This window comes from Streptococcus sp. OH4692_COT-348 (assembly GCF_003859975.1).
Lineage (GTDB): Bacteria > Bacillota > Bacilli > Lactobacillales > Streptococcaceae > Streptococcus.
The window spans coordinates 182,810-194,886 of the sequence record NZ_RQZB01000005.1 but is presented as its reverse complement, the minus strand read 5'-3'; the positions used below and the strand labels follow the sequence as shown (position 1 = coordinate 194,886).

Below are 12,077 nucleotides of genomic sequence, written 5' to 3'. Positions count from 1 at the left end.
AGCAGAAAGAGGAAATATCATGAATAGTAAATTTTATAAAATGAGACGAAATCGCATGATTTCAGGAGTTCTGGCAGGTCTGTCAGACAAGTGGAACTTTGATGTTACCCTTGTTCGTTTTCTATTTGCTATTTTTACAGTCGCAAACTTTGGACTTGGCGTGATTATTTATATCATCCTAGCTTCTATCATGCCAACCAAGGAAGAAATCGAAGCAGAAATGTACGGAACAGGCCCACGTAAACGCAAAGAAGCCCAAGCCATTGACGATAATGAAGGATGGTTTTGGTGAGGTAGAAACAGTTATTTTACTGTTAGTCTATGAATTCGACTAATCTATTTTAAAACTTTTGAACCCTTGTATTTGCAAGGGTTTTCTTCTTGCTTTCTTTTTATGGTAAAATATTTTTAATAAAATATCTACATTTCCCCCAATCTTACAAAAATGTAAGATTAAAGTCTCTTTTGTAAGGTTAGGTTATGGCAAGCAGTCTTTTTTTGATGTAAACTAGACTCATAAAGAACAAAGGAGTAACATCATGAAACAAATCTTACATAAGAAAACAATAAAACCAAGTCACAAAGATATCGAGCGCGTTCAGCTGGGATGCGCTATGATGCAAGCAACATTTCATTTGATGGGATATTAAGAAAGGAGATTCTCATGACACTTTTAGATGTAAAACACGTTCAAAAAATTTATAAAACTCGTTTTCAGGGCAATCAAGTAGAAGCCCTCAAGGATATTCACTTTACCGTCGAAAAGGGTGACTACGTTGCCATCATGGGTGAGTCTGGTTCTGGTAAATCAACTCTTCTCAATATTCTAGCTATGCTGGATAAACCAACACGCGGTCAGGTTTATCTTAATGGAACAGACACAGCAACCATTAAAAATTCACAGGCTTCTAGCTTCCGTCGTGAAAAGTTGGGCTTCGTCTTTCAAGATTTTAACTTGCTAGATACGCTCTCTGTCAAGGATAATATCTTGCTTCCGCTTGTCTTGTCAAGAAGACCCATTACGGAGATGATGAAGAAATTGGTGGTAACAGCTGAGAATCTGGGTATCAATCAATTGCAAGAGAAGTACCCTTACGAAATTTCTGGTGGTCAGAAACAGCGTGTAGCAGTAGCTCGTGCCATCATCACAGAACCTGAAATTCTCCTTGCGGATGAGCCAACAGGGGCCCTTGACTCCAAATCATCTGCAGCCTTACTTGATGTCTTTGATGAAATCAATGAGCGCGGTCAAACCATTCTCATGGTAACCCACTCCACAGCAGCAGCTAGCAGAGCTAAACGTGTACTCTTTATCAAAGACGGCATTCTTTACAACCAAATCTACCGTGGAGAGAAAACAGAGCGTCAGATGTTCCAAGAAATTTCTGATACCTTGACTGTCATGGCAAGCGAGGTGAATTAGTATGTTTCGATTAACCAATAAGTTAGCGGTATCGAACTTGATTAAAAACCGCAAACTCTACTATCCTTTTGCGCTGGCTGTTCTCTTGGCAGTCACCGTCACCTATCTCTTTTACTCCCTGACCTTCAATCCCAAGATTGCAGAAATTCGTGGAGGAGAAACCATCCAAACAACACTTGGATTTGGTATGTTTGTCGTTACACTTGCATCAGCCATTATCGTCCTCTATGCCAATAGTTTTGTCATGAAGAACCGTTCCAAGGAACTAGGAATTTATGGCATGTTGGGCTTGGAGAAGCGCCATCTGATCAGTATGACCTTTAAGGAGTTAGTGGTATTTGGAATTTTAACTGTTGGAGCAGGTATCGGTATTGGAGCCTTGTTTGACAAGTTGATTTTCGCTTTCCTACTCAAACTGATGAAATTAAAGGTAGAACTAGTTGCTACCTTCCAGATGAAAGTTGTCATTACAGTACTTGTTGTCTTTGGTTTGATTTTCCTAGGTCTCATGTTCCTGAATGCTCTTCGAATCTCCCGTATGAATGCCCTCCAGCTCTCACGTGAGAAAGCTAGCGGTGAGAAAAAAGGTCGTTTCCTATCTCTCCAAACTATTCTTGGTGTGATTAGTTTAGGTGGTGGATATTATCTTGCGGTTACTGTAAAAGATCCCCTTACAGCTCTAATAACTTTTTTCCTAGCTGTTTTGCTGGTTATCTTTGGTACTTATCTATTGTTTAATGCAGGGATTACCGTTTTCCTTCAAATCTTAAAGAAAAACAAGAAATACTATTACCAGCCCAATAACCTTATCTCAGTGTCCAACTTGATTTTCCGTATGAAGAAAAATGCGGTTGGATTAGCAACTATCGCAATTTTGTCAACAATGGTTTTGGTAACCATGTCAGCAGCTACTAGTATTTTCAATGCCTCAGAAAGCTTTAAAAAAGTTCTAAATCCGCATGATTTTGGGATTACTGGACAAAATGTTGAAAAAGAAGATTTGGATAAACTCTTGAGCCAGTTTGCAAGTGACAAAGGTTATAATATCAAAGAAAAAGAAGTTCTTCGTTACGCTTACTTTGGTGTTGCAAACCAAGAAGGTAGCAAGTTAACCATATTTGAAAAAGGACAAAACCGTGTCCAAGTCAAAACAGTTTTTATGGTATTTGACCAAAAAGACTATGAAACTATGGCTGGTCAAAAACTTTCTCTATCAGGAAATGAGGTTGGACTCTTTGCCAAGAATGAGGGAGTTAAAGAACAGAAAGCTCTAACTCTAAATGATCATCAATTTTCTGTCAAAGAAGAATTTACTAAAGATTTCATTGTAAACCATGTTCCAAATCAGTTTAATATTTTGACTTCTGATTACAATTACCTTGTTGTACCTAATTTACAAGCCTTTTTGGACCAATTCCCAGATTCGGCTATCTATAATCAGTTTTACGGTGGTATGAATGTAAGTATCAGTGAAGAAGAGCAACTCAAAGTCGCTGAAGAATATGAAAAATACTTACAAAAGTTTAATGCTCAATTAAACACTGAAGGTAACTATGTGTATGGTAGCACTCTAGCAGATGCTAGTGCTCAAATGAGTGTCCTCTTTGGCGGTGTCTTCTTTATTGGTATTTTCCTATCCATTATCTTTATGGTCGGAACCGTTCTGGTCATCTACTACAAGCAAATTTCTGAAGGATATGAAGACCGTGAGCGCTTTATTATCTTGCAAAAAGTCGGTTTAGATCAAAAGCAAATCAAGCAAACCATTAACAAACAGGTTTTAACTGTTTTCTTCCTTCCTTTGCTTTTTGCCTTCATACATCTAGCCTTTGCCTATCATATGCTTAGTCTGATTTTAAAAGTGATTGGTGTAATAGATACGAATATGATGTTGATTGTGACCTTGTCTATCTGCGCTATCTTCCTCATCGCCTATGTGCTGATTTTCATGATTACTTCTAGAAGCTATCGCAAGATTGTACAAATGTAAAAAAAGATACCTCGACTTCAAAATCGAGGTATTTCTTGTATTTTATACTCAATGAAAATCAAAGAGCAAACTAGGAAGCTAGCCGCAGGTTGCTCAAAGCACTGCTTTGAGGTTGTAGATAGAACTGACGAAGTCAGCTCAAAACACTGTTTTGAGGTTGCGGATAGAACTGACGAAGTCAGTAACCATATATACGGCAAGGCGAAGCTGACGTAGTTTGAAGAGATTTTCGAAGAGTATTAAATGCTGAAAAGTTGACCGAGTAAGAAGGTAACTCCCATGGTCAAGAGACCAATAGCTAGGTTTCGAATCATAGCTGTTTTGGTTGGGGCTTTTCCAAGTTTGGCACTTGTGTAGCCAGTGAGAAGAAGGGCCACACCGACGATAAGGACAGTAGCAGGAATGCGGTAATCACTTGGGAAAATGGTAATTGAAAGCATAGGTGGTAAGCTACCAAGGAAAAAGGCAATAAAGCTAGAAATGGCAGCGTGCCAAGGATTGGTAAATTCTTCATACTCAATTCCATATTTTTCCTCTACCAAAGCCTTGAGTGGATTTTTAAGAAAGGCCTTATTTGTCAAGAGCTGGGCAGAGGTTTCGCATTCTCCATTTTGGATATAGGCAGCATAGAGGGACTTTTTGGCTAGCTCCAAATCTTGGTCTAGCAAGAGTTTTTCTCGCGCAACAGCTGCTTCCTCAGTATCTTTTTGAGTTGAAACGGATACATATTCTCCGCCAGCCATTGAAAAGGCACCTGCTAAGATAGCCGCAAATCCTGATAAAAAGATAATCCAGATATTGCTCGTAGCACTGGCAACCCCGATAACCACACCAGCAATGGAAATAATTCCATCATTAGCACCAAGAACACCCGCACGCAGGATATTTAAACGACCTGCAAAATTTGAATCAATTTCGTGATTTGTTTCTGACATACTAATCTCCTTTTTATCCAGTATAAAGGAAACAGATAATGAAATCAATCTTTTAAAAGTATCTGAAAAAAGTTGCACGATTTTAATTTTACGAGCTTTTTTAAAAGTTAGAAACACGACTAGCTAGTAGAGAAGGATAAAAGAGAAGCAAAGCTGATAGACTAGTCCTTTTTCTAGTTATCTATGGTATAATAGGAGGTAGATTTACTAATCGGAGTAAGAAAGATTTTATGATTAAACTAGTAGCAACGGATATGGACGGAACCTTCCTAGATGGGAATGGACGCTTTGATATGGACCGCCTCAAGTCTCTCTTAGCTTCCTACAAGGAAAAAGGGATTTACTTTGCAGTGGCTTCGGGTCGAGGATTTCTATCCTTAGAAAAATTATTTGCTGATGTTCGTGATGACATTATTTTCATCGCTGAAAATGGCAGTTTAGTAGAGTATCAAGGTCAAGACTTGTATGAAGCGACTATGTCTCGTGAGTTTTATTTGACGACTTTTGAAAAGCTACAAACGTCACCTTATGTAGATGTCAATAAATTACTTTTGACAGGTAAGAAGGGTTCTTATGTACTAGATACGGTTGATGAAACCTATTTGAAAGAGAGTCAGCATTATAATGAAAATATCCAAAAAGTAGCCGGTCTGGAAGATATCACAGATGACATTTTCAAATTTACAACCAACTTCACAGAAGAAACTCTGGAAGCTGGAGAGGCTTGGGTCAATGAACATGTACCTGGTGTTAAGGCTATGACAACTGGTTTTGAATCCATTGATATTGTTCTGGACTATGTCGATAAGGGAGTGGCTATTGTTGAATTAGCTAAAAAACTTGGTATCACAATGGATCAGGTTATGGCTTTTGGAGACAATCTAAATGACTTGCATATGATGCAGGTTGTAGGACATCCTGTAGCTCCTGAAAATGCACGACCTGAAATTTTAGAATTAGCAGAGACAGTGATTGGTCACCATAAGGACCAGTCGGTTATAGCTTATATGGAGGGCTTATAATGGCAGATATAAAATTGATTGCATTGGACTTGGACGGTACCTTGCTGACTACTGATAAAAGGCTGACGGATCGCACCAAGGCAACCTTGAAAGCTGCGCGTGATCGTGGTATCAAGATCGTATTGACAACTGGTCGCCCTTTAAAAGCTATGGATTTCTTTCTCCATGAGCTAGGGACTGACGGCCATGAAGATGAGTATACGATTACCTTTAATGGAGGTTTAGTTCAGAAAAATACAGGTGAAATCCTTGATAAAACAGTCTTTTCATATGATGATGTGGCACGCTTGTATGAAGAAACAGAGAAATTATCACTGCCTCTTGATGCAATCTCAGAAGGAACTGTTTATCAAATCCAATCGGACCAAGAAAGTCTTTATGCCAAATTCAATCCAGCATTGACTTTTGTTCCAGTGGACTTTGAAGACTTATCTAGTCAGATGACCTACAATAAGTGCGTGACTGCCTTTGCTCAAGAACCCTTGGATGCAGCTATTCAGAAGATTTCTCCAGAATTGTTCGACCAATATGAAATCTTTAAATCACGTGAAATGTTGCTAGAGTGGTCACCAAAGAATGTTCATAAAGCAACAGGTTTGGCAAAACTAATCAGCCATCTAGGAATCGACCAAAGCCAAGTCATGGCATGTGGTGACGAGGCCAATGACCTCTCTATGATTGAGTGGGCAGGGCTCGGTGTTGCCATGCAAAACGCTGTTCCTGAAGTCAAGGCAGTCGCAAATGTAGTGACGCCAATGACCAATGATGAAGAGGCTGTCGCTTGGGCTATCGAAGAATATGTGCTAAAGGAGAACTAAGATATGGGATTATTTGACCGTCTATTCGGAAAAAAAGAAGAGCCTAAAATCGAAGAAGTTGTAAAAGAAGCTCTGGAAAATCTTGATTTGTCTGAAGATGTTGAGTCTTCTCTTACAGAAGCTGAGGGAATTCTTCAAGAAGAAGCTGAGCTCGAAGAAGAGGAAAATCAAGACACAGTTGAAGAAAGTCTGGATTCAGAGCCAGATGTAGAGGTTCATCAAGAAGAAGTCGAAGTATTGCAAAACTCAGAAGAAGTCACAACTGAGCTCGTAGAGACTGTAGAAGAAAATAGTTCTGAAGTGCTTGAAGCAGAAAGGCCTCAGGTAGAAGAAACTGTTCAGGAAAAATATGACCGCAGTCTTAAGAAAACTCGTACAGGATTCGGTGCTCGCTTGAATGCTTTCTTTGCAAATTTCCGCTCTGTTGACGAAGAATTCTTCGAGGAATTGGAAGAACTGCTTATCATGAGTGACGTTGGTGTCCAAGTCGCTTCTAACTTAACAGAGGAGTTACGCTACGAAGCCAAGCTTGAAAACGCCAAGAAACCGGACGCACTTCGCCGTGTCATCATTGAGAAATTGGTTGAGCTTTATGAAAAGGATGGTAACTACGATGAAAGAATCCACTTCCAAGATGGCTTGACAGTCATGCTCTTTGTTGGTGTGAATGGTGTTGGGAAAACAACTTCTATCGGGAAACTAGCTCATCGCTACAAACAAGCAGGTAAGAAGGTTATGTTGGTTGCGGCAGATACCTTCCGTGCGGGGGCAGTAGCCCAGCTTGCTGAATGGGGTCGTCGTGTTGACGTTCCAGTTGTAACTGGACCTGAAAAAGCTGACCCAGCCAGTGTAGTCTTTGATGGAATGGAACTTGCCGTAGCTGAAGGTATCGATATTCTTATGATTGACACCGCTGGTCGTCTGCAAAACAAAGATAACCTCATGGCTGAGTTGGAAAAGATTGGTCGTATCATCAAACGTGTTGTGCCAGAAGCGCCACATGAAACTTTCTTGGCTCTTGATGCATCAACAGGTCAAAATGCCCTGGTACAGGCCAAAGAATTTTCAAAAATTACCCCTTTGACAGGAATTGTCTTGACTAAGATTGATGGAACTGCTCGAGGTGGTGTTGTTCTAGCCATCCGTGAAGAACTCAATATTCCTGTAAAATTGATTGGTTTTGGTGAAAAAATCGATGATATTGGAGAATTTAACTCAGAAAACTTTATGAAAGGTCTCTTGGAAGGCTTAATCTAATCAGAAACAAAAATCCTGCAAGACACAAACTTGCAGGAAATTTTTTTATTCTAAACGACCATCTTGACGATAGGCGATGTCTGGCTGCCAAGTCCATTTGGCACCATATTTCTCAAGCAGGTCAAAGCTTGCTTGAGGTCCCATGCTTCCAGCTTTATAGTCATGAAGTGGGGCACCATTTTCAGCCCAGAGTTCTTCGATACGGTCAATCAATTTCCATGACGCACCAACCTCATCCCAGTGGCTAAAGTTAGTTGAGTTATTATTTAAGACATCATAGATCAATTTTTCGTATGGTTCTGGAGAAGCACCAGTTGCGGTCGCATCTGTACGGTAATCAAGTGAGTTAGGAGCCAAGTTGAATTCTTCTCCCACCTGCTTACCATTTAGGCTAAGAGAGAAGCCTTCTGTTGGTTGGATATAGATGGTTAAAATGTTTGGAGCAAGTGGTTCTCCAAAGATAGAGTCCATTTGTTTAAAGACGATGTTGACATGAGTTCCTTTTTCAGTCAGACGTTTACCAGTACGGAAGAAGAAAGGAACACCACGGAAGCGATCGCTGTCCACGAAGAAGGCACCAGATGCAAAGGTTTCAGTTGTTGATTCTGGATTTACATTTGGCTCGCTACGGTAAGAGATATACTTCATGCCATCAATCTTACCAGAACGGTATTGGCCACGGATAAAGTGTTCTTTAAGCTCTTCATCAGTTGGATGATAGAGGTTTTTAAAGACCTTAATCTTTTCAGCACGAATCTCGTCTTTTGTGAAGCTTGCTGGCTTATCCATGGCGAGGAGCGAAAGCAGTTGCAAAGTATGGTTTTGTACCATGTCGCGGAGGGCTCCTGATTCATCATAGTAGCCACCGCGTTCTTCAACACCCAAGCGTTCAGCAAAGGTAATTTGTACATTATCAATATGCTCACGGTTCCAAACATTCTCAAAAATCATGTTAGCAAAACGAACCGCAAAGATGCTTTGAATCATTTCTTTACCAAGATAATGATCAATACGGAAAATTTGTTCTTCGTCAAATGTTGCTAGGAGTTCGTCATTCAACTTGCTTGCAGTTGCGTAATCTGTACCAAATGGCTTCTCAACGATTAAACGTTCAAAACCTTTACCGTCTACAATGTTTTCAGACTTGAGGTGCTTAGCAATAGTTCCAAAGAATTGAGGAGCCATAGACAAGAAGAAGAGCTTGTTGTGTCCAGCTTGGTACTTGTCATTTAATTCAGCCTGCAATTGACGCAAAGCAATGTAGTGTTCTGTATCATTGACATCATGGCTTTGATAGTAAAAGTGGCTAGCGAACTCCTGAGCCTGTTCGGTACTATCTGCCAAATCAAGGATAGATTCGACTACAACAGATTCAAAATATTCCTTGCTCCAAGGACGACGGGCAGTTCCAATGACAGCAAAGTGCTCGGAAAGATTGCCGGATTTATATAGTCTAAATAGGGAAGGGTAGAGCTTGCGTTTAGCCAGGTCTCCACTCGCACCGAAAATTGTAACAATAACCTTAGATGACATCTAGCTACCTAATTTCTATTTTTATTCCTAGTCTTGCTAGGTATGAGGAAATCTCATTTCATAAACTTAATTCTAACATAATTTTCCGAAAAATCAAAAAATCCAATACGAGATAGAAAAAAACTGCAAGGAAATCCTTACAGTTTGAGTATTAGACGTTTAAGACCTTGTCCAAGAACTCTTTCAGACGTGGGTGTTGTGGGTTATCAAAGATTTGATCAGGTGTTCCGTCTTCTAGGAATTCACCATCTGCGGTAAAGATAACGCGGTTGGCAACCTGACGGGCAAATCCCATCTCATGGGTTACGATAATCATGGTCATACCTTGCTCAGCCAATTCCTTCATAACGTTTAGTACGTCTCCGACCATCTCAGGGTCAAGGGCAGAAGTTGGTTCATCAAAGAGCATGATGTCTGGATTCATTGCTAGTCCACGAGCGATGGCCACACGTTGTTTTTGACCACCTGATAGGCTATCTGGGTTAGCATTGGCTTTATCTGCTAACCCAACCTTTTCAAGCAATTCCATTCCCAATTTCTCAGCTTCTTCCTTAGTCATCAACTTGTGCTCAATAGGAGCAAAGGTAATGTTGTCCAATACAGACATGTGTGGGAAGAGGTTGAAGTGTTGGAAAACCATTCCGATATTTTCACGGACATGGTCAACGTTAGTAGTTTTTTCAGTTAAATCATAACCGTTCACAGTGATGTGACCGCTAGTGACTTCTTCTAGAAGATTGAGGCTACGGAGGAAGGTTGACTTACCAGAACCTGAAGGACCGATAATACAAACAACATCTCCTTCATAGAATTTAGTCGTGATTCCTTTTAAAACCTCATTTTTTCCATAATACTTATGTAAATCATTTACATCAATTTTTAATTTTGCCATTAACGAATCCTCTTTTCTAAGCGTTTCGCTAGTCTAGTCAAAAGTGTGATAATTACAAGATAGAAGATAGCAAGGATTGCATACATCTTGAAACTTTGGTAGTTACGGGCGATGATAATCTTACCAGTTTGGAAGAGTTCAACCAAACCGATAGCAGATACGATAGTTGTATCTTTAAGAGCGATAACGAATTGGTTAACAAAGTTTGGCAACATCAATTTAGTTGCTTGTGGCAGGATAATCTTACGCATGGTTTTTCCATAAGAGATACCCAAGCTTCGGCTGGCTTCCATTTGGCCAACTGGAACGGCCTGAATACCACCACGAACGATTTCAGCGATATAAGCCGCTGCATTGAGTGAGAGGGCAATAGTACCAGCTACAAAGTCGTTAATTGGGCTTTGTTGGCCTGTGATAGACTCGATGAAGTTTGGAATTCCCCAGAAGATGAAGGCTGCAAGAATCATCAAAGGAATACCACGGATAACATCAACGAAAATCTCAGAGATCACACGAAGAGATTTATACGGACTGACACTAAACATACCGAAGATAATCCCGATAACAATGGCAATAGCAAATGAGATAAGAGCTAGAGCAAGAGTGATACCAAGCCCGCTAAGGAGTTGTTTATAGTTGTTTTGAAGCAAGCCCCAGATAGTTGTTTCGTCAACAGTGCTTGTTGATGCAGATGAAGATTCGCTAGCTAGGTATTTATCAAGAATCTTTTGGAATTCTCCGTTTGCTTTAAGGTTTGCAAGTCCATTGTTGAACATTTGGATCAATTCTGGATTTGCTCCTTTTTTAACGGCAAAGGCTGTTTCACCGATTGGAGTTCCAGCGATTGGAGTTTTCAATTTTTGACCTTGGCTGATAGAATATTTGAGAACAGGCTCATCATCCATAACAGCATCGATGGCTCCAGTGTTTAAACTATCATACATTGAAGAACCATCAGCGAAGGTTTTGATTTTGTAACCGTATTTGCTTTGATTTTCTGTTAGGAAGGTTTGAGAAGCAGTTCCGTTTTTAACACCGACTGTCTTCCCTTTCAAATCTTCATAAGAAGCAATGGTGCTTGATTCTTTGACACCAAGGATAGTATTAGCAGTGTAGTATGATTCTGAGAAGTCAAAAGTTGCCTTACGAGCATCTGTGACAGACATACCAGCAATGATACCATCAGCTTGACCAGCTTGGACAGCACTGATAGCAGCATCGAAACCAGGATTGGTAATTTCAATTTCAAAACCTTGGTCTTTAGCGATTGCCTTAATCAAGTCCATATCAATACCAGTGTATTGGTTGCTTGAATTTTGGAAAACAAAAGGTGCAAAAGAAGAATCGCTGGCAATGATATATTTAGCTTTAACAGGAATGGCTTTTAAGCCTGCAAGAGTAGTTGTAGTTGGCACTGCTGAAGATGATGATGCAGTCCATTTCTTGATGATTTTATCAAGACTACCATCTTTTTTCATTTCAGCCAAGGCTTGGTTAAATTCAGTAACCAGGTGCTCGTATTTGCTTCCTTTTTTCACACCGAAAGCAAAACTTCCTACAGCTTCCCCATCCATTTCAATATGGAGGTCTTGACCTTGGTTGATGGCATATTCGATAACAGGTTTGTCATCCATCATGGCATCTATGGCACCAGCAGTCAAGCTGTTGTTCATCAAATCACTAGTGTCAAATGTTTTAATAGTAAAGCCGTATTTATCTTTGATTGTTTCAAGAAAACGTTGAGCAGCAGTTCCGTTTTTAACACCAACGGTTTTGCCAGTTAATTGGTCATATTTACTAATCTTGTGTGCCTTTGTAGTTGCAATGACAACTTTTGTGTCATAGTAAGTATCAGACATGGTAAAAACTTTTTCACGTTCTTTCGTCTTTGTCATTCCTGCCATGATAGCGTCAGCTTGACCAGCTTGAACCGCATTGACCGCCGCGTCAAATCCAGGATAGGACATCTGAATGTTCCATCCTTTAATCTCAGCGACTTTGTTGATAATGTCAACATCAATTCCTTTATAAGTTTGATCTGAATCTTTAAACTCAAAAGGTGCATAGGCGGTATCAGACACAATCTTAATCGTCTCAGCTTTTGCAATACCTAATGAGAAAATTGGGAATAAAATTAGCAAAAATGCTAGAAATTTTTTCTTCATTTTTAGTCTCCTTTTCCGAATGTTTTCCCATTATATCAGAAA

At 39.9% G+C, this 12,077-nt stretch carries 10 protein-coding genes; 6 read left to right on the top strand and 4 right to left on the bottom strand.

From position 1 onward, the window contains the following. Positions 1 to 19 precede the first annotated feature (19 nt). The 3 genes from EII37_RS04410 to EII37_RS04400 all read left to right on the top strand — a co-directional run bounded on the left by EII37_RS04410 (position 20) and on the right by EII37_RS04400 (position 3,413). Positions 20 to 292, top strand: coding sequence for a PspC domain-containing protein (locus EII37_RS04410; RefSeq protein WP_001085044.1), 273 nt, complete (start codon positions 20 to 22; stop codon positions 290 to 292). 372 nt (positions 293 to 664) lie between these two features. Further along, positions 665 to 1,423 carry an ABC transporter ATP-binding protein gene (locus EII37_RS04405; RefSeq protein WP_000173372.1) on the top strand — a complete coding sequence of 253 codons (759 nt, stop codon included), beginning with the start codon at positions 665 to 667 and terminating at the stop codon, positions 1,421 to 1,423. Position 1,424: 1 nt separating this feature from the next. Further along, positions 1,425 to 3,413: an ABC transporter permease gene (locus EII37_RS04400; protein WP_124787704.1), complete on the top strand. Its 1,989-nt coding sequence runs from the start codon at positions 1,425 to 1,427 to the stop codon at positions 3,411 to 3,413. A gap of 239 nt (positions 3,414 to 3,652) precedes the next feature. Here the strand turns inward: EII37_RS04400 and EII37_RS04390 are convergent, their stop codons facing one another. After that, positions 3,653 to 4,348 carry a VIT family protein gene (locus EII37_RS04390; RefSeq protein ID WP_124787703.1) on the bottom strand — a complete coding sequence of 232 codons (696 nt, stop codon included), beginning with the start codon at positions 4,346 to 4,348 and terminating at the stop codon, positions 3,653 to 3,655. A gap of 230 nt (positions 4,349 to 4,578) precedes the next feature. On the opposite strand from EII37_RS04390, the gene EII37_RS04385 reads away from it, so the two are divergent. The 3 genes from EII37_RS04385 to ftsY are packed head-to-tail and all read left to right on the top strand — an operon-like array spanning position 4,579 to position 7,445. Continuing rightward, a complete protein-coding gene (locus tag EII37_RS04385) occupies positions 4,579 to 5,370 on the top strand; it encodes a Cof-type HAD-IIB family hydrolase (RefSeq protein WP_124787702.1) in 792 nt (263 codons plus the stop codon). Next, a complete protein-coding gene (locus EII37_RS04380) occupies positions 5,370 to 6,188 on the top strand; it encodes a Cof-type HAD-IIB family hydrolase (protein WP_124787701.1) in 819 nt (272 codons plus the stop codon). The genes EII37_RS04385 and EII37_RS04380 overlap by 1 nt, the downstream gene beginning before the upstream one ends. 3 nt (positions 6,189 to 6,191) lie before the next feature. Continuing rightward, positions 6,192 to 7,445, top strand: a complete 1,254-nt coding sequence (gene ftsY, locus EII37_RS04375; protein ID WP_124787700.1) for a signal recognition particle-docking protein FtsY — start codon at positions 6,192 to 6,194, stop codon at positions 7,443 to 7,445. Positions 7,446 to 7,490: 45 nt separating this feature from the next. Here the strand turns inward: ftsY and zwf are convergent, their stop codons facing one another. The 3 genes from zwf to EII37_RS04360 all read right to left on the bottom strand — a co-directional run bounded on the left by zwf (position 7,491) and on the right by EII37_RS04360 (position 12,035). Beyond that, a complete protein-coding gene (gene zwf / locus EII37_RS04370) occupies positions 7,491 to 8,978 on the bottom strand; it encodes a glucose-6-phosphate dehydrogenase (RefSeq protein ID WP_124787699.1) in 1,488 nt (495 codons plus the stop codon). 151 nt (positions 8,979 to 9,129) lie between these two features. Then, positions 9,130 to 9,870, bottom strand: a complete 741-nt coding sequence (locus EII37_RS04365) for an amino acid ABC transporter ATP-binding protein (RefSeq protein WP_124787698.1) — start codon at positions 9,868 to 9,870, stop codon at positions 9,130 to 9,132. Further along, positions 9,870 to 12,035, bottom strand: a complete 2,166-nt coding sequence (locus EII37_RS04360; protein WP_124787697.1) for an ABC transporter substrate-binding protein/permease — start codon at positions 12,033 to 12,035, stop codon at positions 9,870 to 9,872. Before EII37_RS04360 ends, EII37_RS04365 begins: the two co-directional genes overlap by 1 nt. Positions 12,036 to 12,077 lie beyond the last annotated feature (42 nt).

Excerpts from the sequence above, each read along its gene's own strand:
- EII37_RS04410 (WP_001085044.1), top strand. The coding sequence starts at position 20 with ATGAATAGTAAATTTTATAAAATGAGACGAAATCGCATGATTTCAGGA.
- EII37_RS04405 (WP_000173372.1), top strand. The coding sequence starts at position 665 with ATGACACTTTTAGATGTAAAACACGTTCAAAAAATTTATAAAACTCGT.
- EII37_RS04400 (WP_124787704.1), top strand. The coding sequence starts at position 1,425 with ATGTTTCGATTAACCAATAAGTTAGCGGTATCGAACTTGATTAAAAAC.
- EII37_RS04390 (WP_124787703.1), bottom strand. The coding sequence starts at position 4,348 with ATGTCAGAAACAAATCACGAAATTGATTCAAATTTTGCAGGTCGTTTA.
- EII37_RS04385 (WP_124787702.1), top strand. The coding sequence starts at position 4,579 with ATGATTAAACTAGTAGCAACGGATATGGACGGAACCTTCCTAGATGGG.
- EII37_RS04380 (WP_124787701.1), top strand. The coding sequence starts at position 5,370 with ATGGCAGATATAAAATTGATTGCATTGGACTTGGACGGTACCTTGCTG.
- ftsY (WP_124787700.1), top strand. The coding sequence starts at position 6,192 with ATGGGATTATTTGACCGTCTATTCGGAAAAAAAGAAGAGCCTAAAATC.
- zwf (WP_124787699.1), bottom strand. The coding sequence starts at position 8,978 with ATGTCATCTAAGGTTATTGTTACAATTTTCGGTGCGAGTGGAGACCTG.
- EII37_RS04365 (WP_124787698.1), bottom strand. The coding sequence starts at position 9,870 with ATGGCAAAATTAAAAATTGATGTAAATGATTTACATAAGTATTATGGA.
- EII37_RS04360 (WP_124787697.1), bottom strand. The coding sequence starts at position 12,035 with ATGAAGAAAAAATTTCTAGCATTTTTGCTAATTTTATTCCCAATTTTC.